Here is a 26,860-nt window from a genome sequence, read left to right as displayed (position 1 = left end):
CCTCCTTATTGTTCAGCCCGAGTATTATTCATCCCGCAGAATGCGGCGTCCCAGCAGCAGTGCCAGAGCAATCATCAGCACGCCTACGACAAGCTGCATCCCGTAGACCTGCATATCGTGAGGCCAATCCTTAATCCATTCATAGATGCGGCCGCCCAGCAGCGGCCCGAAGAACGCCGCCAGACCGGTCAATGCCGCATACATCGCCATGTACATCGGACGCTCACCCTTCGGTGTATCTCCAATAATGAAGTTGAAGGCAAGCTGGTTGAACCCGCCGACACCCACGCCGAACACAATGTGGGCAGCAAACAATACCGGCAGCACCGGCAATACGGATAACAATCCCCAGATCAGGGACGAGACAGCGATAATCGGCAGCGTCCAGAGCAGCAGCTTCTTGTTGCTGTGCCTGGCATTCAGATTCCCCCATACATAGAAGCTGGCCATCATGAAGACGGTCTGGGCCACATTCAGCAGCGACAGCTTCTCGTAATTGATATTCAGCAGCTGGAGCATGACATAAGAGTACAGCGGAACGGTCAGGTTCTGCAGCAGCAGCCATGCCGCCAGGAACAGTGTAGACTTCATGAACAGCTTGTCCTGAAGCGGCTTCCTGAGCATCGGGAGAAAGTCCTTCTCCGCAGATTTCTCGAACGGCACATCCGGGTAGAAGAAGAACACAATAATATTAGAGATCGAGAAGATCCAGACGACGATGTATACGATCAGGAATCCCTGTCCGCCCGGATAACGGTCCAGTACAATACCGCCCCCGTACATCACCAGGCTTCCCAGTGCATTCAGGAAGGTATTGCGGATGCCGAAGTAACGGCCTCTGACCCGGGCAGGCACCAGGTCGCTGATCACAGAGTTCCACAGCACCCCGCCGGCGGTGTTGGCAATGAACGCAATGGTATAGAGGCCAATGAAGGCCGTAACCCAATATTCTTGCGGAAAAATGAACGGAACCAGACCCGTAGAGGCCCATAGGAGCCTGTGCAGCCCGATAAAAGTGACCATCGCCCATTTGCGGCTGGGCAGCTTCTGGATCAGGAAGGCCACACCAATCTGTGCGACATTGACCAGGGTAGTCAGCGCCAGGACGAATCCGATCTGACTTGAGCTTGCGCCAAGGTATAACAGAAAGCCTGTCAGGAACTGGCCTTGCAGCAGCACCTGAAAGATGGTGGAAGGAATCCCCTCGAAGGTTGCAATCTGCAGATTCTTGCGGTGTATTGAGGCTTTGCGCACTTCCTTCGAGCGGCTGCGCTGCGGCCTGCTTCTCATGATGTTCATGGGGTAATGACTCTCCTTTGACGCGGCTTTTGCTTCATTCTACTCCGCGCCCGGTTTCTGTCAATACACCGAATTCACAAATGTTGTTGGCCGGGTCAGGATGTCCCGGAGGGAAGCGGAAGATATAACGAAAATAGGCTGCCTTCCCCTTCCCGGCTGTGCAAGGTAATGAAGCCGCCGAGGAGCCGGGCCAGATTGCTGCTGATGGATAAGCCCAGCCCAGTACCGCCATACTTGCGGCTCACATTCGTATCCGCCTGTTCAAAAGCCTCGAAGATCAGGTCATGCTTCTCCGCAGGAATGCCGATTCCCGTATCCTGTACCTCGAAGACAACCCAGCTGCGCAGAGCAGGACCCTCCTGCCGTTCCGCTGTGCGGATATTCATGGAGACGCCCCCAGCCGCAGTGAACTTGAAGGCATTCGAGAGCAGATTGCGGAGAATCTGCTGTACCCGCTGGGGATCGGTGTAGATCACAGGAGGCACTGCTTCGTCCAGCGATACATTGAAGGTAAGCTGCTTCTGTCTGGCGATAACGCCGAAATGCTGAAGCAGCAGTTCCGGAACCTCGCTGATATTCAGTTCCTCGATCACCACATCCAGCTTCCCGGCCTCCACCTTGGACAGGTCGAGAATATCATTAATCAGCGAGAGCAGTTCTTCACCCGAGCGGTGAATGATCGCGCCGTATTCGGACAGCTCCTCCACACTCAGCTCACTGCCGCTTTCTTCAATCATCTGGGACAGGTTAATAATGCTGTTCAGCGGCGTCCGCAATTCATGGGACATATTCGCCAGGAACTCCGATTTGAACTGCGAGGCCAGCATCAGCTGCCTGGCCCGTTCCTCCAGCACAATCTTGTTCTTGTGCAGCTCTTCCGTCTGCTCCGACAACAGCTCATTGGCTCTTACGATCTGCCCGGTACGCATCAGGTCCAGATGGAAGTCCCGGATAATCAGTGCGAACAGCACACTGAGCACCAGACCTGCAGGCAATGTAACGGGCATAATATCCGTTATGTATTCCCGGGTAGGAATAACCCCGAACACAGCGATATTCAGCGCATTCACCAAATTGACAGCCAGAATGACAATCGCGCCCTTGCGGACCATTGAGGCCGCTGAACGCTTCATCCAGAGGCTTAGCCCTGCACAGACCAGACCCAGCAGCGACAGGTTCAGTACGCCGACATATGCCGCATCTGTCACTCCGAAGGTCAGCCGGGTCAGCCCGGTCCCGATCCCGATGATGAGCAGAACCAGCGGCTGGGGATACGCCATCGTGGAGATAATGAGCGGCACAAACCGCAGATCAAAAATGACATGCTCCTGCAGCCGGTATCCAAAGAAGCTGCTGATCCATCCGGCGAAGATGGCCAGCAGCACCCAGCTAATTCTTTTGACAGGCTCAGAAGCATAGGTCACCGTATGCTTGTATATTAAATTTGCCAAATAGGACAGTGTAATGAGTAGTGCTGTATTTACAAAAAATATTTTGACATATTCCATGGCTTCACTCCTGGGGCGAAAAGATGAGATATCTGTATTATTGTTTATAGTATCATATATAGAGGAATGAAAACATGAAGCAACAGGGCTATTACATATGTACGTGTATGAGAGAGCGGACTGGTTTACGCATCTTGATTTTGTATCCCGTGCCTCCTGGTTGGCAGCACACAGAAGAGGAGCGCAAATCACATCTGATTTGCGCTCCTCTTCCTGCTACCTCACGCCTATATTAGTTGCGGTAAGACTGCTCCCATTTATGGTATTCCGCTTCGGCATCCTCTTTGGTATGGCCGTAACGCTCCTGCAGCTTGCCGACCAGCTTGTCTTTTTCACCGGCAATGACATCCAGATCGTCGTCCGTCAGCTTGCCCCACTGCTTCTTCGCTTCACCTTTAATCTGCATCCACTTGCCTTTGATTACATTGTTATCCACTACAAGCTCATCTCCTTCGCTGTCTTTTTATAGTCTGGCATAAGCTTATAATTCCTAGTGAAGTATTACCCTTCTGACTTTTCGCTGAATCGGAGCCGGGGTCAGACCTAGGGAGCCCGCAGGGGCTTCCGGTGCGAAAAAAATCATATATTGTCACATAAAAGACTTTTTAAAAAGCTATTCAAAAATTCTAAAATTTGATATACTTCAGAAGTAAAATTATTTAATATTTAAGTGATTATTTTCACATGATAATCCCCCTGCTTGTGCTAAAATGCCATCGAACAAGAAACGAGATCATTAAATTTTTTCTATTGCTTGCCGATATATGTCGTATGTCTGCTACAAAAAGGGACTTAAGACCGATTCAAACGTGATTTATATCATTTATAAAGTGATTTTTATCACTTCCAAACGCTATTAAAATGTTTTACATTTTAATATATATATTTTAAACTATTTTCTTGGAGGTCATATCAAAATGAAAAAAGCTTCTGTAATCCTGTCAAGCGCTCTTGTTCTTGGCACTTTGCTCGCCGGATGCGGCAATGACAAGAACAGCAACGCGGCAGCGACCACAGCTCCTGCTGCAGCAACCGAAGCCCCTGCTGCTGAAGCAACTGCTGCTCCTGCTGCTGAAACAGGCAAGTATCAGGACGGAACTTACTACGGAACTGTTGACGCTGATCCGGAAACCGGCTGGCAGACTTTTGCTATCCTTACTGTAGAAGGCGGCAAAATCACCAAGGCTGACTGGGACGCGTTCAATGTTAAAAAAGCCGGCGACCTGAAGAAAAAAGTATCCGAAGACGGCAAATACGGTCTGGTTGAAAAAGGCGGCGCTCAAGCCGAATGGCATGAGCAGGCAGCGAAGGCAGAAGCTTTCCTCGTTGAGAAACAAGATCCTGCAGCCCTGACTGTAAATGCAGAAGGCAAAACCGATGCTATCTCCGGCGTATCCGTACATGTCAGCGACTTCGTAGGCGCTGCTCAGGCCGCTCTTGCAGCCGGTCCAGCAGAAGCTGGTCCATACAAAGACGGCGGATATACTGCCGAAGGCGAAATGGATGCCAAATCCGGCTGGAAATCCACAGTTGCTCTTACCGTTGCTAACGGCAACGTTGTAGCTGTTAATTTCAGCGGTGTGAATGCTGCAGGCGATGATAAGAAACAATATTCCGTAGACGGCAAGTACGGCATGAAAGCCGGCGGCGCTGCTGCTGAATGGCACGAAGAAATCGCCCTAGCCGAGAAATATTTCCTTGAAAACAAAGGCCAGGCTCCTGCACTGGATGCTGAAGGCAAAACAGACGCAATCTCCGGCGTATCAATTCACGTTGGCGAATATTTCACACTGGCACAAAAAGCACTCGAAGGCGCGAAATAAGTATTCGCTACCCTTTTGCAGCTAATCAGACGAATGAGGTGAGTTTCTCTTGAAGAAAATAGTCATTTTGGGGGGCGGCTACGGCGGCGTACTCACGGCTAAAAAACTGGCAAAGAAATTTAAGAACGACAAAGATGTAGAAATCAAACTGATCGACCGAAATCCATATCACACTCTTTTGACTGAGCTGCATGAGGTTTCTGCGAATCGCGCACCTGAGGATTCGATCAAAGTTGACCTGAAGAAAGTGTTCGCCGGCTTGAAGGTTGATGTTGTTCTGGATGAAATCAGCAACATCGACTTCAAAGGCAAGAAGCTGAAGTCCGACAAAGCCACTTATGCTTATGATTATCTGGTTATCGGTACAGGAAGCAAGCCAACCTTCTTCGGAATTCCCGGAGCAGAAGAGAATACCTTCTCCTTCTGGTCTTACGACGATGCAGTAGCTCTGAAGCGCCAGATCCGCGATATGTACACCCAGGCTGCCCGAGAGAAGAATCCGGCAGTACGCCGCTCCATGCTGACCTTCGTCATCATCGGTGCAGGCTTCACCGGCGTCGAGCTCGTTGGTGAAATGGCTGAACAGCGCGACGAGCTGTGCAGAGAATTCTTCATTGATCCTTCCGAAGTCAGACTGATCGTAGCGGATATGGCTCCTAAGATTCTGCCGATCCTGCCGGATAAGCTGATCCAGAAGGCCGAAGCCCGTCTCCGCAAGCTGAAGGTTGAGATCGTAACCGGCGCCAAGATCACTGAAGTTGGCGAAGGTTCCGTGGCTCTCGGCGAGAAGAACGTCGTGGATTCCCACACTATCGTCTGGACTGCCGGTGTTGAAGGCTCCGAGCTTGTCGGCAACCTTGATGTTCAGCAGCAGGGCCGTAAGCGTATTGTTACCAATGAACACCTTGAGAGTGTTGACCATAAGAATGTCTACGTCGTCGGGGATAACATCTTCTACATCCCTGAAGGCGAAGAACGTCCAGTTCCTCAGATGGTTGAGAATGCCGAGCAGGCAGCCCCGGTTATCGCAGGCAATATTACTGCCGATATCAAGGGAACGCCTAAGAAAGCCTACAAACCAGGCTTCCACGGTACGATGGTTTCGATCGGCAGCCGCTACGGTGTAGCCAACGTTGGTCTGCCGGGCAAGTTCTTCATGCTGACCGGCTTCATGGCTATGTTGTCCAAACACTTCATTAATATGTTCTACCTGTCGCAGGTCCTTGGCTTCAACAAGGTCTGGACATATATGATGCACGAGTTCTTCCATGTGGAGAACCGCAAGAGCTTCGTCGGCGGATACTTCTCCAAGCGCTCGCCGAACTTCTGGCTCGTTCCGCTCCGTATGCTGCTAGGCGGCATGTGGCTGTATGAAGGGATTGAGAAGATCCGTAAGATTTGGGTTGATCCGAACAAGATTTTCCTGATTCCTGCTGCCCCTTATGCTGATGCCACTTCGGCAGCAAGCCAGGCTGTAGATGCCGTTAAGACAACCGTAGATGCACAGTCCGCTGCTTCTGCAGTTTCGACTGCCAAAGAGGCGGTATCGGCGCTGCCGGTTCCAAGCTTCATCTATAATACGTCGAACTGGTTCATGGATCTTTTGTTCTACAACAATGATGGTTCTTACACCTTCCTGGCGAAATGGTTCCAGATCGGTATGGTCTGTGCCGAAATCGTCTTCGGCGTAATGCTCATCGTTGGTTTGTTCACCGCCATCTCCTCTCTGGCGACGATCGCCATGGCGGTCATGATCTGGACCACCAAGATGGCAGCCACCGAAATGCTCTGGTATGTAGGTGCAGCGATTGCCTGCATCGGCGGCTCCGGCAGCGTGTTCGGTCTGGATTACTACGTTCTGCCTTGGCTCAAGAAGCAGTGGAAGAAGATTCCGCTCGTCCGGCGCTGGTATCTGTTTACCGACTAACCCTGCGGGCTGTTGTCAACTGAATATGTTATGCTTAAGAGTAATGTGTCCTTGGACACATTACTCTCCTTGTTTAACAAGGTGAATGCACAATCGTGCAAATTGCAGCACAATGGTTTTGAAGGGCTAAGCAGGGCTATGGTTGCTACCGGCAAAACCGACACGAAGGAGAGAAGCTTGTGAACAATAAACTCTTTGAAGATACGCTCCGGTTGCTTCAGGCTGAAATGTCAGAGGTTGCCGGTATTCAGTTGTCTCTCTCTCCGGCAGAATGTGAGCCATTGCTCCCGGTACTGGAACGCCATGATCTGGAATATGACCGCAAAGTCCATTTGCTAGGCATTTATATCATTCTTACTGTGGCCGCTCAGCGCCATATGGAATGCATCCCGCATCATCCTGACCTGATCCGCAACATTTTGGATGGAGATTATCTCTACAGCTTCTACCTGCAGTTCGCCGTAAAATGCCGGGAGCTTGACCTGGTGGCCTACATGGCTCCTATGATTAAGAAAATGCAGATTGAACGTTCAAATGGAGAGTTCACAGAACGGCATACGGCCCGGGAGTTTGATGAATTCCTCATCCAGGAGCGCAAACAACGAAGCCGTACCAGCAAAGCCATTTGACAGGTGGGAACCAAACGATGAAGCTGCACGAAGCACTGAATATTAACCTGCACGAAATAAACAATGAAATTAAGAATCTGGTAGCCCGCGATAAGGATGTGCCCAAGAAGTCTCAGCTGGCGCAGAGTATTCTTGAGCTGACAGGTTCCGGCGGCAAACGTCTCCGCCCGCTGATGGTGGTGGTCGGCAGCCGGTTCGGACGCAAGCCCGCCGGACGCCGTACCCTGCAGTTGGCGGCAGCGGCGGAATTCATCCATGCGGCCTCATTGATTCATGACGATATTATTGACAAAGCCGAGCGGCGGCGGGGCGAGCCAGCCTTGCATATGAAGACCGGGATATTATCTGCTGTGCACATCGGCAATTATATGTCCGCCCGCGTCATTGAACTGCTCAGCAAGTATTCAGGCGACAGAGAGCGTTATGTTCACGATCTGTCCTCTGTGGCAACTGCCCAGCTATGCTTAGGCGAATATCAGCAGATGGAGCATGTCTTCGACTATGATCTTACGCTGGAGCAGTACCTGGAGAAGTCCCGCAACAAAACGGCGCTGCTGATGGCCACCTGCCTTAAGGTAGGCGCACTGTCCGCAGAGAGCACTGAGGAGACGGCCCAGCTGCTCTATGCCTTCGGGGAAGCACTGGGTATGTCATTCCAGATTCAGGACGACATTCTGGACTTCACCCAATCCGCCGATGTGCTCGGCAAGCCGGCCGGCAGCGATCTGCGCCACGGCCAGGTGACCCTGCCGGTGCTGTTCGCCCTGCAGGACCCGCAGCTTGCCCCGGTGATCCGCAGGATCGGACCTGCCTCCTCTTCCGGCGACATCGCTCATGTCCTGGAGCTGGTCAAGGGCAGCGATGCGCTAACCCGCGCAGAGGCCGTCAGCCAGGACTACCTGTCCCAGGCCGCAGCCATCGTGCAGCAGCTCTCCAGCTTCCCGGCTCATGCCGATCTGGAGACCCTGCTCCGCTATTTCGCCGGACGCGACCGTTGATCCACAGCCTTACGCACCGCCGCTTCATCTATCATTATTTCCCAAGCGCGAGCCTTTAATCAGGCTCGTTTTTGTTGCCTCTGGGGAGTTTGGCCCCTCCAACCCTCGTCCCCGTCTTCGCTCCCATCGCTCGCTGCAGCTCCCCACAACACGCAGAACATTAGCACTCCAACCATACTCCACAGCCACTAATTGTATTCTGTACATCTAAAGCACCTTCTATCTGAACGACTCGGATTATAACTGCACTCTGCACATCTATTTGGGCCTTCATTCACACAACTGCCCTTTTTCAGCATATTTAGTTATACGGAATACATTTAACGTGTGGCATCGGTCTACTAGCCAACTTTTAATTGTACGAAGTACAGTTATGCACTCAAGGTCGCGACTGGTGTGTATGAGTTAGCCTGACGAGTGGCGAAGATAGCTTATGATAGGTGCCCATCGCCCATCGCCCATCGCCCATCGCCCATCGCCCATCGCCCATCGCCCATCGCCCATCGCGTGAAGTCTAATGCTGGTGATTGTACTTTGTACAGTAGATTCCAGCAAAGCTTAAGCTCAAACTCGTTCTGTTGCATTTCGTACATTAGATTTCAGAAAAAGAGCCCATTACCCGCCCATGAACCAAATTCTGCTGTACAGAATGCAACCAATGCGATTTTCAGACTAATTTCACCGAAATCTATTGCACATAGTACAATTGCCACGCTAATAGTAAATTTGCCCCCCGCTAAACAGCGAACGCAGCGAAGCGTACGTGAGTGTATTTAGCAGTGGGGGTTTTGGGTTTCGCTTTGGGGTTTCGCTTTTGGGCTTCGCTTTGGGGCTTCGCTTTGGGGTTTCGCTTTTGGGCTTCGCTTTTGGGTTTCGCTTTGGGGTTCCGCTTTTGGGCTTCGCTTTTGGGCTTCGCTTTGGGGCTTCGCTTTTGGGCTTCGCTTTTGGGCTTCGCTTTTGGGCTTCGCTTTTGGGCTTCGCTTTTGGGTTTCGCTCTTGGATTTCAAGCCCAACAAGAAAAGCGCGAAGCTCTAAGCTTATCGCGCTTTTTCTGCCGCCCGCCCCGCTGGGCAGGCTTGTTGTCTTTTTGAAGTTAGTGTTGCCCAGGGCGAGGCCAGGACGGAACGGAGAGGAATTTTGGAACTGTAGGAGCGGCAGCGTTCGCCTTTAACTTCGGATTCCTACAGCAGCCAGCGGTTTCAATCAGGGAATCCGAAGTTAACAGCGACCGAAAGTCCAAACATTCCGCGCAGTGCAGCATCCCGGCCTCTCCCATCCCGCCATGCAGCGCAGTGCAGCATCCCGGCCTCTCCCATCCAGCCATGCAGCGCAGTGCAGCCCCGGCCTCTCCCATCCAGCCATGCAGCGCAGCGCAGCATCCCGGCCTCTCCCATCCAGTCCCACCACGCACCTAACTAACGTAAAAATAATCAATCAATGTGCACAGCAATATCACCATACTGATCACCTGATTCAAATTATAAGAAGCCACCTTCATCAGCTTCCGGTTCGATGGCTTAATAATCTTGTGCTCCGTCATCAGCAGCACCGTAGCGATCCCGATGCCGACCAGATACATCCAGCCGAGATCCCGCCACACGTACAGGAACAGCAGCAGCAGGATCATGATGAAGTGCAGCCCCTTGGAGATCCGCAGCGCATTCTCCAGACCGAAGAAGCTCGGGATGGACCATAGGCCGTTGTTGCGGTCAAACTCGATGTCCTGAGTCCCATAGATGATGTCGAAGCCGGCGATCCAGAGCATCACTACCGTTCCAATCACAAACGGCGTAAATGCGATGTTACCTGTCACCGCAAACCAGGCCCCAATTGGCGCTGAGGCAATCACGAACCCCAGATACAGATGGCTGAGGAAGGTGAACCGCTTGGTATACGAATACGATGAGATCAGTACAATCGCCACCGGCGACAGCAGCAAACAGAGCAGATTCAGCATCCCGGAAGCTACAATAAACAGAATATAGTTGACGATAATGAACAGGATAACTTCCTTCTCGGCGAGCAGCCGCTGCGGCAGATGGCGGTGGGCCGTACGCGGGTTATTGCCGTCAAAGGTGCGGTCCACCAGCCGGTTGAACGCATTGGCCCCGTTGCGCGCCCCGATCAGCGCGATCAGCCCCCACAGCATCATATGGCCCGAAGGCCAGCCTCCCGCCGCCCACACCATCGAGATGATGGCAAAAGGCAGCGAGAATAGCGTATGCGAGAACATCACCAGTTCGCTGAACATTTTTAATTTCAGAGCCGTATTCTTAAAAGCATTAAAAATAACCATAATCATGTGCCTCTTTCTTCAACCGATCGCTCGCAGCACTTCATCCATTGCTGCAAGCAGGGCGTCGATATTCTCTGCCGTGACCACCAGCGGCGGCTGGAAGGCGAGGACGTTGCGGCCTATGCCGTTTTTGCCGATCAGATAGCCCCGGTCCTTCAGCTCCTCCAGCACCTGGTCCGTCAGCGCAGCAGCATCCATCGTACCGGCCCCGGCCAGCTCAGCTCCCAGCATCAGTCCCGTGCCCCTCACATCGGTGATCAACGCAGGGTAGCGCTCTTGAAGAGCAAGCAGGCCCTGCTTCAGCCGTCCGCCCAGCTCTGCCGCACGCTCCGGCAACCGCTCGCCCTGGATATAATCCAGCACCGCCAGCGCCGTAGCCGCAGAGACCGGATTCCCGCCGAAGGTGGACGCGGAAGGCTTATTCAGCGAAGCTGCAATCTCATCCGTCGTCGAAAATGCCGCAACAGGCACTCCGTTACCCAACGCCTTAGCCATGCTGATGATGTCCGGCACTACGCCGAAATGCTCCATCGCGAACATGGCTCCCGTGCGGCCGTAACCGGTCTGGATTTCATCGTCGATCAGCAGCACGCCGTACTGCTCCAGCAGCGCTTTTACCTCACGGAAATACGACAGCGCAGGCATAATCATCCCGCCGTTCCCCTGAATCGGTTCGGCAATCATGGCGGCGATGGTGTCGCCCTTCTCGGCGAGCACCTCCTTCAGCTGCTGGAGCGACTGCGCCGCAGCCTCCTCCAGCGTCAGGTTCGGGTGATACGGACGCTTGATGAACGTCACATCCTCATCCAGATAGGCATCCGTTCTCCACATCTGCAGTCCGGTGACGCTCATCGTCAGGTTGGTCCGGCCATGCAGGCCTGCCTCCAGGGCAATGAAGCCTTTGCGCCCCGTATGCATCCGTGCGAGCAGCAGCGCCCCTTCATTCGCCTCCGAACCGCTGTTGACGAAGAAGGTCCGGCGTAGTGTACCCGGCAGCAGCCCCTCCAGACGTTCCGCCAGATCCACATTCGGCTGGGTCAGATAGATGGGCGAGGTGTGCTGCAGCTGCTGGAGCTGCGCGATCGTGCGGGAAGTAATGGCCGGATTGCAATGGCCGCAGGCGACCACCGATACCCCGGCGAAGAAATCCGTGTATTCCTTGCCATTCTCATCATAGAGATATTGCATCTGTCCGCGGACCAGCTGCGGAGCATCCCGGTAGAAATGTGCGGTGCACGGGTAGAAGTGCTGCTTTCTTTTGGCGGCTACGGCTTCTCTTCCAATAAAATTGCTCTGTTCCATGTTAATACCCTCACTTTCAACTGCGGATGTAAGGCAGACCACAGTCCAAGAACTTGTGAAAAAAAGTACTTATAATTACACCATTGCCCTAATTATACTCGCTCCAGCGATATTTTAAAATTGAATAATGTTTAGTTGAATTGCAGCGACCCGAGCGTATATCCGGCATATACCGGCTTCAGTCCGCCCAGCAGATCGCCCCCCCGCTTCGGCCCGTGAAGTGCAGCCTGATATGCGGCAATAATGGTATGCAGCTCCTGTGCGCTGTAAGTGGCTCCTTCAATGCGGAAGGTGGCAATGCCCAGGTCCTTCATTTCGTCCAGCACCGGCAGGTAACACAGCTCTTTGGCGAACAGCAGATGGCAGCGGCCGTATTGGTCGCGGTAGACGGGGTTCTCGCCTTTATCGGTTTTGAGGACCAGCACATCATTACGCACGTACTGGTTGTCTTCCTCGCCGATCGGCTCCATCACTTCGGTATTCTCGAACAGGTCATGCTCCATATACATCAGCGCCGGCGTTCCGTGCACCACAACCTCCAGCGGCAGCTCGCAGTGCGAGGTAAAGGAAGCGAAATGCTCCAGCGTCATCTCCGGTGAAACCGTAAGCTTCGTAAGACCAAGTCCCTCATATAGTCCGGCAGACAGGTGGTTGTAAATATTTAGATTGGCATCCCCGATCATCGGATAACCGGTGGTACGGTAGCGGCGGACTGCACCCAGATTCGTCACCATCAGCCCGTCAATCGGCAGTTTCTCTCCGTGCAGCAGATGGTCATATTGGTCAAAATGCAGCTCGTTCATCATCCGCGGCATCCCCAGATACAGCTTGGTCTGCCCCTTGACCGCTCCGAGCTCCATAATATCCTGCTTCGTAAAAGGCCGGTCCGGCTCAAACACATCTCCCGGCAGATACAGGCTATCTACGCCCATCTCCAGAACGAGACGCGCCTGCTCCATATTATTCACCCGCACGGCAAGCTCTGGCTTGGCCGGATTGCTGCGTTTGTCTTCAGCCATGCGTTCCCGCAGCTGCATCACGCGCTCTTCCGACAGCTCACGCTCGGCCGTCGGCGTACTGAATACTTTGCCGGTGCTGTAGAACTTGCCTGTCCCTTCATAACGGCGGTTAATATTCGCCAGCCCAGGTCTTCCGAAGGCATACGCAGTCGAGAAATCACGCTTGCGGTTCTTGTACAGCTCCTTGGAGTCCACGGTCCGGTCGAAGCCCAGCGGATCAGCAATGTAGCGGTCCAGCGCATCGCCATAGGCGTTCACCAGCATCACCATGAATTCCTGGTCGCGCATCCGGCCTTCGATTTTGAAGGAGGTAATGCCCGATTCGATCAGCTCGGGAAGATGCTCATACATGAACATATCCTTCACCGCCAGCGGATATTCAGCAGGGAATACATAGCCGTCACGCTTGATCCGGTAATCCCAGCGGCAGGGCTTCATGCATTTGCCCCGGTTACTGCTCATTCCGAACACCTGGGAGCTGAAATAACAGTTCGCCCCGTGCACAGAGCACATATCGCCATGGATGAAGTATTCCAGCTCCATTCCGCTCTGGCGTCCAAGCAGCTTCGCCGTCTGCAGATCCATCTCGCGTGAGGTCACGACCCGGCTGACACCCAGATCCTTCAGCGCATGGATCATCTCCAGATTATGCACATTCATCATTACGGAGGCATGGACCGGAAGGTTCAGCCCCATCTCGCGGATCAGCTCCAGCACCGCCATATCCTGCACGATCAGAGCGTCAGGCCGGGCCGTATCGAGGAATCGCAGGTATTCTCTGGCCTCCTCCACATCCTCTTCACTGAACAGATTGTTGACGGTGATATATACCTTTTTGTCCAGACGGCGGGCAATATCCAGCGCTTCAAGGATCTCTTCATGACTTAAGTTATAGCCCTTGCGCATCATTCTCATGTTCAGCACAGGTCCGCCGAAATACACCGCATCGCACTTCGCTTCAATCACAGCCTTGAAAATCTCGAACGTTCCGGCTGGCGCCAGCAATTCAACCTCTTTACCATTAAAAAAACGTGCCATTCTCGTAGCCTCCCAAATGTCTTACAATGATGCAACTGCAATTCCCAGAACTATGAACATCGCAACAAACAACGTATCGGCCGCGCCCCACCTGAGCCGGTGATACCGGCTGCGCGGCGCGCCCATACGGAAGCCCCGCGCTTCCATCGAATAGACCAGATCCTGCGCCCGCCGGAAGGCGCTGGAGATGACCGGCACCAGCAGCGAGACCAGCATCCGCGCCTTCTCCTTCAGCGGCAGCTCCTTCAGGTCCGCACCGCGCGAGGCCTGCGCCTTCAGGATAATCTGCGCCTCATCCAGAATCGTCGGGATGAAGCGCAGCGCGATGCTGATCATCAGCGTAATCCGGTCCGGCGACAGCCCGACCTTCTTGAACGGGGCCAGCACGCCTTCAAGCCCCTGATTGAGCTTGGCCGGGGTTGTTGTGAAGGTTAGCAGGGCCGTAAAGGTCAGAAGGAACAGCATACGGATGACCGAGAACGCCCCGAGCCGCAGCCCGCCCTCATGCAGCGAGAAGGAGCCCAGCGACCACAGCACCTCCCCCTCCTTCACGGACAGCGTCTGTACGATGAAGATGAATAACATCAGATACCTTAGCGGCTTCGCAGCCTTAATGTAATATTTCAGAGGAATGCGGGTGGTCGCCATCACGATGACGGAGAACACCGCGACCAGCCCCACCGCCATCCAGGAAGTGGACAGCAGGATGATGACTACGTAGAGCAGCATCCCGGTAATCTTGGAGCGGGCATCCAGCTTGTGGACCCAGGAGCCTGTGTCGATGCTGCGCCCCAGCAGCAGACGCTCATTCATGGCCATCCCCCGTTTCTTCCGCTCCGCCGTTGTTCCCGCGCTCTCGCAGCAGGGCGGCGATCCGCTCCGCCAGCCCCTCCGCCGTCAGGAGCGGCGGCTCATTCTCCAGGCCGAAGCGCTTGGCGGCGGCCTGCCAGTACCGGAGCGACTGCGGAACCCTCAGGCCACAGCGCTCCAGGATCGCCGGATCAGCGGCCAGCTCCCGGCCGCTGCCCTGAAAGGCGAGCTCCCCGCCCTTCAGCAGGGCCCACTGGTCGGCGTACGGCAACAGCTCATCCATCCGGTGCGTCACGATGACGATCGTCCGGCCCTGCTCGCGGCACAGCCGCTCCAGCAGCGCGATCAGCTCCGCGCGGCTCACGGGGTCCAGGGTGGCTGTCGGCTCATCCAGCACCACAATATCCGGGTCCATCGCCAGCACCGAGGCGATGGCTGCCTTGCGCATCTGCCCGCCGCTGAGGCGGAACGGGTTCCGCTCCAGGAGGGCCAGATCCAGGCCCATGGCGGTCATCGCCTGGCGTGCCCGGTCCTTGGCCTCCTCCAGGCTGAGGCCGAAGTTCAGCGGCCCGAAGATGAGGTCCTTCTCGACTGTATCTTCGAACATCTGCTGCTCCGGGAACTGGAAGACAAGGCCGACCCGCCGGCGCAGCGGCAGCAGCCTTGGCGACTTCTCCCCGGCCGTGATTGTCACATCCAGCACCTGAACCGTGCCTTCTGTCGGCTTCAGAATCCCGTTGAAGAGCTGGAGAAGCGTGGATTTGCCCGAGCCCGTTGCTCCGGCAATCCCGGTCAGCGAGCCTTCAGCAATATGTAGATTAATATCGTGCAGCGCCGTCTGCCTCCACATGCTGCGATCCGCATAGGTGTAGCTTACTTGCTGTAGTTGTATGGCCATAGCGCGTCTATAAGCTCCTTTTCCCCGGCAGGTACATCCACCGTAATTCCCCGGCTCTGCAGCTCCCGGGCAAGCTGCCAGGTGTAGGGCTCCCGCAGATGGCAGCTCTTCAGCAGCTCCGCATCACGGAACAGCTCCGCAGGCGTCACATCGGCCGCGATGCCTCCGCCGTGCAGGGCAAGCACCCGGTCCGAAGCCAGAATCTCATCAGCATCATGGGTAATCAGCAGAATCGTATAGCTTCCCTCCGCCTGCATATCCCGCAGAACACCCATCAGCTCATCCCGGCTGCCTTCGTCCAACATGGAAGAGGCCTCGTCAAAGATGACGATGCCTGGCTTCATCGCGAGGATCGAGGCAATGGCGACACGCTGCTTCTGCCCGCCCGACAGCTCTCCGGGATGCTTGGACAGCAGATGGCCAATGCCTAGCTTCGCGGTATAGAATCCGAGCCGCTCCTCCATCTCTTCATAGGGCAGGCATAACCCTTCCAGGCCGAAGAGAATATCCTCCTCGACCGTCTGCCCGACGAACTGGTTATCCGGGTTCTGGAACACCATACCGATGCATTGCCGGATGGGCTGAACGGTCTCTTCCTGCAGGACATGCCCGCAGACTGTGATGTTGCCGGCGCTCTTCGGCAGCAGCGCATTCAGCAGCTTCACGAGTGTAGATTTCCCGCAGCCGTTGGGCCCTACGATGCTCACCCACTGTCCTTGCGGGATGGACACGCTGATATCATGAAGAATCGGATGCTCCGGATCATAGCCGAAGGATACTCCTTCAAGGGTAATCACCGCCGGCTTCCCGCCGGAGGCTGTATCTTGGTACGCTTGATTCATGTTGCTCATCCTTCCGCTGCTAATGGCCCGGTCCGTTCAGGAACTCTTCAAACAAGGAGATTCTGGATAGCGAGTCAACCACGTACCGGACGGCGAAGCCAACAGCTATGCCAGTGACAATACCGGTGATCAGCAGAACAGGCAGGTAATAAAAAATACTGGTTGAATTGAACACAAACGATGCCGCCAGCAGCTGGCCTGTGTTATGGGCAAGACCGCCCACAATGCTGATGCCGATGACGCTGAATTTCTTGCGGCCAAGCTTCACCAGTGCGAACATGGCGATGAAGCTGAACAGCGAGCCGAACAGGCTGAACAGCAGGCTGGACAGCGTCCCGAGCAGGAAGGCGGTCAGCAGCGTCTTCAGAATCACCAGCACAAATACATCACGCCCGCGCAAGAAGTAGATGCAGGTCAGAATCATAATATTGGCGAACCCCAGCTTCGCCCCCGGCATCAGGCCGATTCCGGCAAGCGGAATCTGCGCCTCTACAATACTCAGCACAACGGCAACAGCAGCAAAAATCGCAATAATGACCGTCCGCTTCAGCGCTGTAGCCGATTCACTACTGGACATAGCCATCTACTTCATCCTCCCCCGACGCGCTTGCAATTTCAACCAGAACCCGGTGCGGAAGGCATACTATCGTCTGCTTCGGCAGGGTAATGAACCCGAAGCCAAGACATACCTGATCAGGACAATCCGCATCGAACATCTCAATTCCATAATCATGCACCTTCAGAATGTTATAACCCCGCTCGGTGCGGACTTCAATGGTCTGCTCTTCTTTGGTGAGGGTTACGGTCTTGAACAGCTTCCCGTCCACCGTTATGTTAGCCTTCAGTTCCTTGCCGGGCCCACCTTTATCAGCATCGTTTGACAGCCACCTCGGCACGAGAAAAGCGAGCGCAGCGATCAGAACGATTGAAATCAGCAGCACATCTGCGCGTTTCATAGAAATCTCCCTTATTTTTTAATTAAAATCCAGACTTCATAATTATAACGGTCTGCCCCCAAACCTTCAATGAATGTAGTCGGGAATTGTCGGATTTAAGCCGCAGTTCACAAAATAGGCACGCAAAACAGAAGCGGAGCCTCCATATACTGGATAGTGTCCGCTTCAGCTCCTCAATTATGCAATTTACTGGCCGGGCCAGGTGCATCATTATCCTGTTTTGACAACACAATTGCTCTTGGACAGCTCCGGCTTCCGGCCATAATAGGACAGGAACAGCCCGGCAAACTCCGGGTCCCACTGGCTGCCTCTGCCCTGCTCCAGAATCGTCAGCGCCTGCTCATGATCCATCCCTTTGCGGTACGGGCGGTTCGAGGTCATCGCATCGTAAGCATCTGCCACCGCGATAATCCGCCCATGCAGAGGAATATCCGTCCCTGACAAGCCGTCAGGGTAGCCCCGGCCGTCATAGCGCTCATGGTGGGAGCGGACGCCGCCCAGATAGGGCGCCATTTTCTCAACCGGTTCAATCTGCCGCAGAATATTCTCTCCAAGGACCGTATGGCTTTTGATCTGGGTGAATTCCTCATCTGTAAGGGCTTCTTCCTTGAAAAGAATGCTGTCTCTCACGCCGATCTTGCCAATATCATGCAGCAATGCAGACTTGCGCAGATCATCGAGCTGCTGGCCGGTCATTCCCGCCAATTGTCCGATGATGACCGAATACTCAGCCACACGGAGCGAATGGCCTGCCGTATAGGGGTCACGCGCATCCAGTGCCACAGCGAGGGTAGAGAAATAGCTGTCCAGCAGCTGCCTGTTCTGCTGCTCCCTCGTCTGCAGCCCGCGGACCATCATGTTGAAGCCTGCTACCAGGTTCGAGAATTCATCGGAATACTCATCCTGCACCTGAACCAGGTGACCATCCTTGACCTGATTCATAGCCTGATACAGCTCATTAATAGGATGCTGCACACTGCCCGTCAGCAGCCAGGCGGCGATGGAAGAGAACAGAGTCCCGATCAGCAGCACCATCCCCGCCCAGGCCCAGTAGCTCTGAAGTCCAACCACCGCAATCGTATCACCGTTGCCGTTCATGCGGATATGCGTCGCCATGATGAACAGGAACAGCGGGAAGGTACCCATCAGCATGCAGCTGATCAGGAATTTGGGACGGATGGGCACGAACACATGGCCCTCCAGCGAGAAGTCCACCCCATGCCGCTCCAGGGCACGGTTCCTGAATTCCTTAATCAGCGGTACAATGGCGGTACACGTCAGGAAAAATTCAATGAGTGCATGCATAGCTGCAACAAGCACCGCTCCGCACATGCCCAGAATCAGATAGACATAAGGGAATGAGACCCAGCCGCTGTGGATCATCCAGGACGTGATCAGGACCGCCGGCAGGGACAAGCCCAGAAGATGCGGGCCCATGATCCGCAGAACGGCGCGCCTCGGCAGCTGGTGGGTATGGAGATAAGCTTTTTCCAGCACAGGGAGTGCACTATTCTCTTCAAGCAATGCAGCCCGTATGGGTCTGATCTGGTTCATGAAGACGCCGATCTCCGTGACGGCCATAATCATGAACGAGAAGGCTAACACCAGCAGAAGGCGGAAGTACTCCACCCGGCTGATCTCCAGCGAAGACAACATAATCAGACTCCCGACCGCCAGCACAGCTATGGCAGAGCCAAAGATGTAGTTACGGATCTGGTTCTTCAAAAATATTCTGTATAGTCTCATCGGTGCCCTCATTTCCGTCCCTGTCTTGACCCAATATCCAGTTGTGTTTGAATAGAATCCATGCTATAATATAGTAATATTTTGTTATCGTGTATGTTTATCCCCATCAAGAAGATGTCAGGCCGATGAATCACCTGTTTTTATTATCGGCGGTTTGGACAATAAATCTTACGTTTTCTTGCAGGACTCTTCCTTTTTATGAGACTAAATTCGAACATAGTATTCCGATTCACACTGGCGCGGCCTAGGAGTCGCAAGGACAAAAGAGAGGTAGGGCTTTTGTCGTTTTGGAAGGATTGCTCTCGCCCATACGGCTGCTGGAAATAACAAGGAACAACGACACCCGTCACGCTCACGGACGGCGGGGGATGAATATACCGAATATAACATGGCTTGCTGCTCCCCTGTTGTCAGGGAGTGGCCCCATGTGTGGAACATAATAAGCGCCCGGTACCCGCAGTCTGCGGATACCGGGCGCGTCTACGTTTCCGGGACATTTATAGTGATCGTTCAGCCGCCGCCGGCATGTCAAGCGGAAACGGCTTTGCTGTCCTTTTAAAGGACGGCACCCGTTTCAGCGAGAAATAGAAGGATAAGTTATCATGTGAAACATATAAATTCTTATATTTGGATATACCGCTCCACGAACTCGCCGACGGTACGGATATACGTATTCTTATCCGTATCATAAGACAGACCATGCCCCGCCCCGTGCACCACCAGCCGCTCCTTCGGACTCCTGCAGGCCTCATACAGCTCATCCATCATCGCAAACGGCACGAACTTATCCGCATCTCCATGAATGAACAGAATCGGCACCTTCGCCTTGCGTACCTGCTTCAGGGCTGAAGCGGCCCCAAAGGTATAACCGGCCTTCAAGCGGGTCACCAGGCTGGCCACCGGCACAAACGGAAAGCCCGGCAGACGGTACATCCGCTTCAGCTGGTAGGACAACTGCGCCTTCACCGAGGTGTAGCTGCAATCGGCAATCACCGCTTTGACCTGGGGAGGCAGCTCCTCTCCGGCAGTCATCAGCACCGTTGCCCCGCCCATCGATACCCCATGAAGCACAATCTGCGCGTCCGGGCCGTTCTCCTGCAGCACAAACTGAATCCACCGCAGATAATCCCGGCGCTCCGGCCAGCCGAAGCCGATATAATTGCCTTCACTCCGGCCGTGGCCCCGGGCATCGGGCAGCAGCACATTGTAGCCCAGATTGTCATAGTAATTCTTGGCCGTAGCCCCCATATCCTTAGCCTTGCCGGAATATCCGTGGGCAATAATAACGGTACGCCCTGCCGCACGCTCCGAGGCAAGATAATAGCCCTGCAGCTTCAAGCCGTCCTCTGACATCAGCTCCACCTCGCGGAACTTCTGCTGTGCCACCCACTGCGCCCCTTCGCCCCAGGAAGCCCCGGCTACCGGAGGATCGGTCTTCAGGTCCGGAGTCTTGCCCAGGAACTCTTTGGGCGCCCGCTTAATGGCGATTCCATAAAAATAGATTCCGGCATACGCCAAGCCCCCGGCTATCACAATTAGTGCCACAAGCACGTATATACTCCACATTAAAGTTCCTCCTCCCGCAAGCAGCATTCCCTAAGAGGGAATGTGAGTTACTGCCTGACCCTAATATTGAGGCTAGTATATCACGGGATTGAGTCAAGTAAGAAATCGGTCAGACCGCCGTCTTAATGCCAGCGCCGAATGTAGTCGGTTTTCCGATTACATTTGCTCACAAACTTCCACTCCACCGCATTGTGGTCGGTTTTTCGATTACATTTGCTCACGAGCCGCCACTCCGCCGCATTGTGGTCGGTTTTTCGATTACATTTGCTCACAAACCGTCACTCCGCCGCATTGTAGTCGGTTTTCCGATTACATTTGTTCACGAGCCGCCACTCCGCCGCATTGTAGTCGGTTTTCCGATTACATTTGCTCACAAACCGTCACTCCGCCGCATTGTAGTCGGTTTTCCGATTACATTTGCTCACAAACCGTCACTCCGCCGCATTGTAGCCGGTTTTTCGATTACATTTGCTCACGGACTATCACCTCCTTATTTCTAAATAAAAGGCTGCTTCCGGGAGAACGTCTTCTCCGGGAAACAGCCCTTGCCAGTTGAAACTATGTTGTCTCTTCTTTACTTACGTCTGTTGGTTCTGGTCGCCCGTCTAAGAATCAACCCCGCAACGGCCAGTGCCAGACCTGTGAAATAATAAGGAGCCGGACTGGCTTCGCCCGTCTTAGGCAATGTTCCGCCTGCGGCCGTACCCGCAGACACACTGCCCAGCGGAACCTCGTCATCTGCAAGAATGACATCCGCCTCCGGTACTGGCGTCTTTGTTGGTGCAGGCGTTACTGCGGCTGATGATACCTTTGCAGAAGGCGTTGGTCCCGGTGTTGCAGCGGGTGTCGCTACAGGACCGAGCGGCAGCGGATCATCATCAAGCACCAACTCATTGTTGCTCACGATGAATCCGATAATCGGAGTCGGCGTAGGCACTGCAGGGAAGCTAAACGACGGCGTTCCCGGATTTGGTGTTGAGACCGGTGTAACTGGTGTCGGTGTTGCCGTTGGTGTCGCTGTCGGCGTTGCCGTTGGTGTCGCGGTCGGCGTTGCCGTTGGTGTCGCGGTCGGCGTTGCCGTTGGCGTCGCTGTTGGCGTTGCTGTTGGCGTTGCTGTTGGCGTTGCCGTTGGTGTCGCGGTCGGCGTTGCCGTTGGCGTCGCTGTTGGTGTCGCTGTCGGCGTTGCCGTTGGTGTCGCGGTCGGTGTTGCCGTTGGCGTCGCTGTTGGCGTTGCCGTTGGCGTCGCTGTCGGCGTTGCCGTTGGTGTCGCTGTTGGCGTTGCTGTTGGCGTTGCTGTTGGTGTTGCCGTTGGTGTCGCTGTCGGCGTTGCCGTTGGTGTCGCGGTCGGTGTTGCCGTTGGTGTTGGCTCTGGCGTTGGTCCTGGTGTCACTGTAGGCGTTGGCGTCGGCTCTGGTGTCGGCGTTGGTCCTGGTGTCACTGTAGGCGTTGGCGTCGGCTCTGGTGTCGGCGTTGGTCCTGGTGTGACTGTAGGTGTTGGCGTCGGCTCTGGTGTCGGCGTTGGTCCTGGTGTGACTGTAGGTGTTGGCGTCGGCTCTGGTGTCGGCGTTGGTCCTGGTGTGACTGTAGGTGTTGGCGTCGGCTCTGGTGTTGGTGTCGGTCCTGGTGTCACGGTCGGTGTTGGCGTCGGCTCTGGTGTCGGCGTCGGTGTCGCGGTTGGTGTCGGTGTTGGTGTCGCGGTCGGCGTCGGTGTTGGTGTCGCGGTCGGCGTCGGCGTTGGTGTCACGGTCGGCGTCGGTGTTGGTGTCGCGGTCGGCGTCGGCGTTGGTGTCGCGGTCGGCGTCGGTGTTGGTGTCGCGGTCGGCGTCGGCGTTGGTGTCGCGGTCGGCGTCGGCGTTGGCGTCGCGGTCGGCGTTGGTGTCGCGGTCGGCGTCGGCGTTGGCGTCGCGGTCGGCGTCGGTGTCGCGGTCGGCGTTGGTGTCGCGGTCGGCGTCGGCGTTGGCGTCGCGGTCGGCGTTGCCGTCGGTGTCGGGGTCGCAGTAGGCGTAGGACTCGGCGGCGGCCCCTCTCCTTCATACGGCCCAAGGTGCATTTCCACACCGCCGCTGAAGCTTTGGGCGATCAACGTTCCGTAGAGCTCCGCTCCTGCATAATGAACATCCGCCTTCGGCGCGAGAATCGTCCCCATGAATGAGGTGTAGGCAATACTGACTTGACTAGCCTGATAAAAGTTGAATAATACCTGGCTGGGCTTGCCGTTATTCATCGCGAAGCTCGGCACATTGACTGCAGATCCGCTTATGTTAATGATTAACGTGGCTCCCGGAGCGATGTCGAATTGAATGTTGTTGGTTTTCGCCATTGTGGCAGCATCCACATGAACGACGTTGAAGGCATCCGGTGCTTTGATCTTAAGCGTTCCGTAACCATTGTTGTCAATCGCAATCGTGTCGGACAATGCCCCATACTCTGCGGAACGGGAGACCAGTGCCTGCTTTTCTGCTGCAAAATCTATCGGGCTCCCCTGCTTCTTCGCCCCCTTGATGTTCACACTGGGTTCATTCACAGCAATGCTGGTTCCGTACACGGCATTGCCATAGATTTCACCGCTGCCCGAGTGGGTGAAGGTCTTGCCGGCAACGAGCACATCCGTGGGTGAAGCGTCCCTGTAAGCTCTTGCTACTCCGTATCCTCCTGAGAGAGTAATGTTCCCCCCCGCTGCAAGACGTCCCTCAATCTGGTCATTGGCCTGTGCGAAATCTCCGAAGATAAAAGCATTAAAATTCCCCGCAACCCCCAAAACACCCGCGGGAGTGTACGGCACTCCGGAAGTTGCTCTTACATTTGTCCCCCAGATAACAGCGCTGGACAGGGCCATTACGCCCGCCAGAAAGACAGCTGCTCCTTTTCTTACACTCTTTTTCAATAGTCTGCACCTCCTATTAACTAATCTATGAATCTCTCGCAGAACTATAACAACAAAAAGACCGCCACGAAGGGTTAACTTCACGGCGGCCGGACGACCTTAGCCTCAACTTGTGCGGCTGTAGATTCCTGGCTTTGCGTCCCGCTCTTTCGATACGGTTTGCGTTTGTACATGATAGGAATATTTAATTGGCATTACTTATGTAATCATGCTGAGTGAGTCTATGACATTTGTTACTTTCGGACTAAATTTAGTTTAGCTGGTTTGGAACGGATTTGTCAATCCGTTCCAAGGTGATTTTTACCTATTTATCCGAAAAACTTTTTGGGACAATCCCTTATCCCGCAAGGAATTGCCACCGTCTCCCTTTTTTCGCCCCTTCACGGGAAATTTCGGGAGGCTCTCTATCCATCCGTAAATTTTAAATATTAAATTTTGGTCCATATGTCCTATATCATGGAACGGATTCTAGAGGAGCTGGAACCAGCCGAGCAAGGATAACCAGAGCGGTATGCTAAGCAATAACCCAAAGACCAGACCACGGCGGAGGCTTCCATCTACACTCATTGTCATTCCCCTTTAGAAGCATTTATTTTTAAATCTTTAATATCTCAAATTTAATATAAAACAATCCTCTGATTTATATTGTGAATTATGTCACATTATTAGGACCGTTTAATAAAACCCATTGATTATTTTTTAAGCTATGCGTTAGAATGGGAATACATGTTCTTATAGAGAGGTTGAGCCCGATGCATAGAACAGACAGTCAGGACAATACGCTGGTCAAATCCTATATTTTGCTGCCGCTGATTCTATCCGCCTTCGAGCACGACGCTTCCGTGTTGTCCTCGGAGCTGCGCACACCCGCTCCCTACCTGGAGGTCATTCAGTCTGCTGTTCATGCGGCGGCGGCTGATCTGCAGGAGGTACGTGCCGGGATGCGGGCCCGCGGACTGAAGGTCTATGAGCAGCAACGGCTGGAGGCCGGCGTCGAAGCCAAATATATCTGCAGGGGGTACCACGAACGGATGCTGCTGCTGGATGATGTCATTAACGCCCAAGCTGCCTTGCAGATGCGCAGATATCTGGGGCTGGAACGTCTGGGGTAAATACACGGATACTTGGAATAAAAAAGAAGCCTGCCGCAAGGCAGGACTTCACAACAGGAACATTTGGGGCGTATAGCTACATCAACACTGTCCAAAACCCCAGCGTGCCGCAGATCACTGCCGCGACCACCGGATACAGGATCTTACGGCTTACCTGATCCTTGAACACAAGGTACAAACAAAGCATACAAAGCCATGCAATAAGAAGGCTACCCATCTACGATGCATACGCTCCTTCCCGGCCGTCTCTCAGGTTCTGGGGCACATGCCGCAGATTCCGTTACTCTATATATAAGAGGATTTACAGCCGAATATCCTTATTATACCTGCAAACCGCTGATTCAGCCAAAAAAATACCTGAACTTCCGCCAGAAACTACATTTCCTCCTCAAGAACAGGGTATTCCCAGAAACCAAGACGTCCCTTGGCAGAGATGGGGTGAAGCAGCGGAACCACCTCTTCCAGCTTCCAGGCAAACCGGCCTTCCGTATAATTCCCGAATACATATTCATTCCCGCCCGGCCAGCCCTGCTGCACCTCATGAGAGGTAATCTCTATGCAACCGGTAAGACAACTGGTCGCAATAATCCTGCCCGTCGGCAGATCCTCCGCAGTAAGGCCATGGCGGGCCAACACTGACCGGTAAGGCTCTGTCAGGCATATCGCTCTATTGACCTGCATCCCGGCATGTATTGCCAGCTCTCCCCGGTGTGAGGTCCGCCAGGAGCGGGTCTCGAATTGCTTCTCGCCCAGCGCAATCAGGGTGGCCCACGGCTGGCGGATGGTGAGACATTTCATGGATGAATTTCCTCCTTTATTTGCTATAGATTCCATGACGGATTAACGGCAGAGGGGATTATGGTACAATCAAGGCAAAAGCCTTGGAAGGAGTGTCCGCTGTGAAGCTGCTGAACAAGCTCTATTCTGAATACCTTGTCATCCCCCGGCCCTTCCGCCTGCTGATGCTGTGGGGCTGGATCGTCCTGCTCTTCGTCGCTGCCTATAAGCTGGACTGGCTGTATTGGATGTCGGGGCGGTGAAACTTAGGGACATAGACATTGCCCTGCTCTTAAATGAATACTCCTGGGACAAACAAATAGCGCGGTCTCGGAAGTTCCGATTACCGCGCCACTATCGCCATTCTTACCTATGCTGGTGAAGGGAATTGAACCCCCGGCCTACGCATTACGAGTGCGTTGCTCTACCCCTGAGCTACACCAGCTTACAGACGCTGAGGTCTGCCAAACAAAAAATATTATAACTCTTTCCGCCAAAAACGCAACCCTTTTGTGATACGCGCCTGCGGGTTACTCTCCCTGCAGCCTGCGCTCCACGGATTCCAGCTTGCTGCGGCTGGTGGACGGCTTGTCGCGGCGGTCATCGAGCTTCAGCGAGGTAGAGACCCGCTGCGCGCCCGCAGTGAAAGGCGACTCATGCAGCGCGGCTACCGCAGCCAGAATCCGCTCTACCGGTCCTTCAATAATCGTCCCCATGGATGTCAGCTCATAGGTGATCCCCTCCACTGTCTGCAGCACACGCTGCATCTCAGCCACATAGCTGCTGAGGCTGGTACTGCCGGTGCCCACCGGAATCACGGTCACTTCGCCAATTGCCATTGTCCCATCCCCCCTGAATATCTTGTACCCATCCTTGCCTGTTTTCTTTCCTAATTGTACCTCTTTGGCGGACCTCCTACAAATCACCTTAGTCAGTATTCCTATTCTATGAATATCCCTCCCGCCCGATCACCAGGATTTGACGCACACTATTTATGGAGTCTTTGTGGCATATTTTCGGAGAATTTATGAATCATTTCAGAGGATAGAGCAGGAAAGTTGTGGATTACCTGTGGACTAATCTGTGAGTAAAAGCGCTGAACCCGCTCCCCGTGCGGGATTACAAAAAATCATTTACAAACACAATATATTGCGGTAGCTTTAATAAATAACAACAAAATCTAGTATAAACAGGTGTTTCACTCTCTTCACCGGGAGGAGACTTAATAGGGAAACGCGGTGCAAAACCGCTGCGGTCCCGCCACTGTAACCGGATGCTCCGGCAGGTCAGTTCCGCTGGAGAACCATCCTCCGTCAAAGGTCACTGAGAGGCGATTCTCCCTCTTGGGAAGACGCCGGAGGAGATGCCGGAAGCCAGGAGACCTGCCTGTTTGGATGGCACCGCTAGAATCCTGCGAGGAACAGGCAAGG

The 26,860-nt window shown here is 54.1% G+C and carries 23 protein-coding genes, 1 tRNA gene, 1 pseudogene and 2 riboswitches; of the genes and pseudogenes, 6 read left to right on the top strand and 19 right to left on the bottom strand.

The window, feature by feature from the left end; all coding sequences use genetic code 11:
• Positions 1-24 precede the first annotated feature (24 nt).
• The 3 genes from K1558_RS07765 to K1558_RS07755 all read right to left on the bottom strand — a co-directional run bounded on the left by K1558_RS07765 (position 25) and on the right by K1558_RS07755 (position 3,243).
• Positions 25-1,299 (bottom strand): MFS transporter, encoded by a 1,275-nt coding sequence (locus K1558_RS07765; protein ID WP_420800416.1) that lies wholly within the window; start codon positions 1,297-1,299, stop codon positions 25-27.
• A gap of 95 nt (positions 1,300-1,394) precedes the next feature.
• Positions 1,395-2,807 (bottom strand): ATP-binding protein, encoded by a 1,413-nt coding sequence (locus K1558_RS07760; protein WP_238650823.1) that lies wholly within the window; start codon positions 2,805-2,807, stop codon positions 1,395-1,397.
• A gap of 232 nt (positions 2,808-3,039) precedes the next feature.
• Positions 3,040-3,243 carry a CsbD family protein gene (locus tag K1558_RS07755; protein WP_338019673.1) on the bottom strand — a complete coding sequence of 68 codons (204 nt, stop codon included), beginning with the start codon at positions 3,241-3,243 and terminating at the stop codon, positions 3,040-3,042.
• Between the two features lie 481 nt (positions 3,244-3,724).
• Between K1558_RS07755 and K1558_RS07750 the strand changes: the two genes are divergently transcribed.
• The 4 genes from K1558_RS07750 (at position 3,725) to K1558_RS07735 (ending at position 8,184) form a co-directional block, all read left to right on the top strand.
• Entirely contained in the window at positions 3,725-4,630 is a 906-nt protein-coding gene (locus K1558_RS07750; RefSeq protein WP_238650822.1) for an FMN-binding protein, read from the top strand.
• Positions 4,631-4,679: 49 nt separating this feature from the next.
• Positions 4,680-6,557 (top strand): FAD-dependent oxidoreductase, encoded by a 1,878-nt coding sequence (locus K1558_RS07745; protein ID WP_238650821.1) that lies wholly within the window; start codon positions 4,680-4,682, stop codon positions 6,555-6,557.
• A 179-nt stretch (positions 6,558-6,736) separates the two neighbouring features.
• Entirely contained in the window at positions 6,737-7,186 is a 450-nt protein-coding gene (locus K1558_RS07740; protein WP_238650820.1) for a hypothetical protein, read from the top strand.
• 17 nt (positions 7,187-7,203) lie between these two features.
• Positions 7,204-8,184: a polyprenyl synthetase family protein gene (locus tag K1558_RS07735; RefSeq protein ID WP_238650819.1), complete on the top strand. Its 981-nt coding sequence runs from the start codon at positions 7,204-7,206 to the stop codon at positions 8,182-8,184.
• Between the two features lie 379 nt (positions 8,185-8,563).
• On the opposite strand, the pseudogene K1558_RS33285 reads toward K1558_RS07735, so the two are convergent.
• From K1558_RS33285 to K1558_RS32735, 13 genes and pseudogenes are all read right to left on the bottom strand, one after another.
• A pseudogene (locus K1558_RS33285) lies at positions 8,564-8,692 on the bottom strand (hypothetical protein); the annotation flags it as partial.
• A gap of 691 nt (positions 8,693-9,383) precedes the next feature.
• A complete protein-coding gene (locus tag K1558_RS07730) occupies positions 9,384-9,578 on the bottom strand; it encodes a hypothetical protein (RefSeq protein ID WP_238650818.1) in 195 nt (64 codons plus the stop codon).
• Between the two features lie 17 nt (positions 9,579-9,595).
• Entirely contained in the window at positions 9,596-10,480 is an 885-nt protein-coding gene (locus K1558_RS07725) for a UbiA-like polyprenyltransferase (RefSeq protein ID WP_238650817.1), read from the bottom strand.
• Positions 10,481-10,498: 18 nt separating this feature from the next.
• A complete protein-coding gene (locus tag K1558_RS07720) occupies positions 10,499-11,782 on the bottom strand; it encodes an aspartate aminotransferase family protein (RefSeq protein ID WP_238650816.1) in 1,284 nt (427 codons plus the stop codon).
• 131 nt (positions 11,783-11,913) lie between these two features.
• Positions 11,914-13,839 carry a peptidase U32 family protein gene (locus K1558_RS07715; RefSeq protein WP_238650815.1) on the bottom strand — a complete coding sequence of 642 codons (1,926 nt, stop codon included), beginning with the start codon at positions 13,837-13,839 and terminating at the stop codon, positions 11,914-11,916.
• Positions 13,840-13,860: 21 nt separating this feature from the next.
• A complete protein-coding gene (locus K1558_RS07710; protein WP_238650814.1) occupies positions 13,861-14,652 on the bottom strand; it encodes an energy-coupling factor transporter transmembrane component T family protein in 792 nt (263 codons plus the stop codon).
• On the bottom strand, positions 14,645-15,547 hold the full coding sequence (locus K1558_RS07705; protein WP_238650813.1) for an energy-coupling factor transporter ATPase: 903 nt from the start codon (positions 15,545-15,547) through the stop codon (positions 14,645-14,647). The genes K1558_RS07710 and K1558_RS07705 overlap by 8 nt, the downstream gene beginning before the upstream one ends.
• Positions 15,523-16,389 (bottom strand): ATP-binding cassette domain-containing protein, encoded by an 867-nt coding sequence (locus K1558_RS07700; protein ID WP_238650812.1) that lies wholly within the window; start codon positions 16,387-16,389, stop codon positions 15,523-15,525. Before K1558_RS07700 ends, K1558_RS07705 begins: the two co-directional genes overlap by 25 nt.
• A gap of 19 nt (positions 16,390-16,408) precedes the next feature.
• On the bottom strand, positions 16,409-16,972 hold the full coding sequence (locus K1558_RS07695) for a Gx transporter family protein (RefSeq protein ID WP_238650811.1): 564 nt from the start codon (positions 16,970-16,972) through the stop codon (positions 16,409-16,411).
• Positions 16,956-17,345: a NusG domain II-containing protein gene (locus K1558_RS07690; RefSeq protein WP_238650810.1), complete on the bottom strand. Its 390-nt coding sequence runs from the start codon at positions 17,343-17,345 to the stop codon at positions 16,956-16,958. The genes K1558_RS07695 and K1558_RS07690 overlap by 17 nt, the downstream gene beginning before the upstream one ends.
• A gap of 210 nt (positions 17,346-17,555) precedes the next feature.
• Positions 17,556-19,091 carry an HD-GYP domain-containing protein gene (locus tag K1558_RS07685; RefSeq protein WP_238650809.1) on the bottom strand — a complete coding sequence of 512 codons (1,536 nt, stop codon included), beginning with the start codon at positions 19,089-19,091 and terminating at the stop codon, positions 17,556-17,558.
• Between the two features lie 621 nt (positions 19,092-19,712).
• The gene (locus K1558_RS07680; RefSeq protein WP_238650808.1) at positions 19,713-20,657 is read right to left on the bottom strand and encodes an alpha/beta hydrolase; all 945 of its coding nucleotides are present in this window, start codon (positions 20,655-20,657) and stop codon (positions 19,713-19,715) included.
• Positions 20,658-21,231: 574 nt separating this feature from the next.
• Positions 21,232-23,541 (bottom strand): choice-of-anchor A family protein, encoded by a 2,310-nt coding sequence (locus K1558_RS32735; protein WP_274528451.1) that lies wholly within the window; start codon positions 23,539-23,541, stop codon positions 21,232-21,234.
• Positions 23,542-23,622: 81 nt separating this feature from the next.
• Positions 23,623-23,715, bottom strand: a riboswitch (cyclic di-GMP riboswitch).
• A 578-nt stretch (positions 23,716-24,293) separates the two neighbouring features.
• Here K1558_RS32735 and K1558_RS07665 point away from each other — a divergent pair.
• Positions 24,294-24,653 (top strand): YhjD family protein, encoded by a 360-nt coding sequence (locus K1558_RS07665; protein WP_238650807.1) that lies wholly within the window; start codon positions 24,294-24,296, stop codon positions 24,651-24,653.
• 375 nt (positions 24,654-25,028) lie between these two features.
• On the opposite strand, the gene K1558_RS07660 is transcribed toward K1558_RS07665, so the two are convergent.
• Positions 25,029-25,451: an ASCH domain-containing protein gene (locus K1558_RS07660; RefSeq protein ID WP_238650806.1), complete on the bottom strand. Its 423-nt coding sequence runs from the start codon at positions 25,449-25,451 to the stop codon at positions 25,029-25,031.
• 101 nt (positions 25,452-25,552) lie between these two features.
• On the opposite strand from K1558_RS07660, the gene K1558_RS07655 reads away from it, so the two are divergent.
• Positions 25,553-25,693, top strand: a complete 141-nt coding sequence (locus K1558_RS07655; protein ID WP_238650805.1) for a hypothetical protein — start codon at positions 25,553-25,555, stop codon at positions 25,691-25,693.
• A gap of 110 nt (positions 25,694-25,803) precedes the next feature.
• Here the strand turns inward: K1558_RS07655 and K1558_RS07650 are convergent.
• Positions 25,804-25,875, bottom strand: a tRNA-Thr gene (locus K1558_RS07650).
• A gap of 85 nt (positions 25,876-25,960) precedes the next feature.
• Positions 25,961-26,269: an MTH1187 family thiamine-binding protein gene (locus tag K1558_RS07645; RefSeq protein ID WP_238650804.1), complete on the bottom strand. Its 309-nt coding sequence runs from the start codon at positions 26,267-26,269 to the stop codon at positions 25,961-25,963.
• A gap of 335 nt (positions 26,270-26,604) precedes the next feature.
• Positions 26,605-26,834: riboswitch (cobalamin riboswitch) on the top strand.
• Positions 26,835-26,860 lie beyond the last annotated feature (26 nt).

Origin of the sequence: Paenibacillus piscarius, from assembly GCF_022234545.1 — a bacterium.
Taxonomy (GTDB): domain Bacteria; phylum Bacillota; class Bacilli; order Paenibacillales; family Paenibacillaceae; genus Paenibacillus_AQ; species Paenibacillus_AQ piscarius.
The sequence above is the reverse complement of the archived record's forward strand: the minus strand, read 5'-3'. Positions and strand labels throughout refer to the sequence as shown.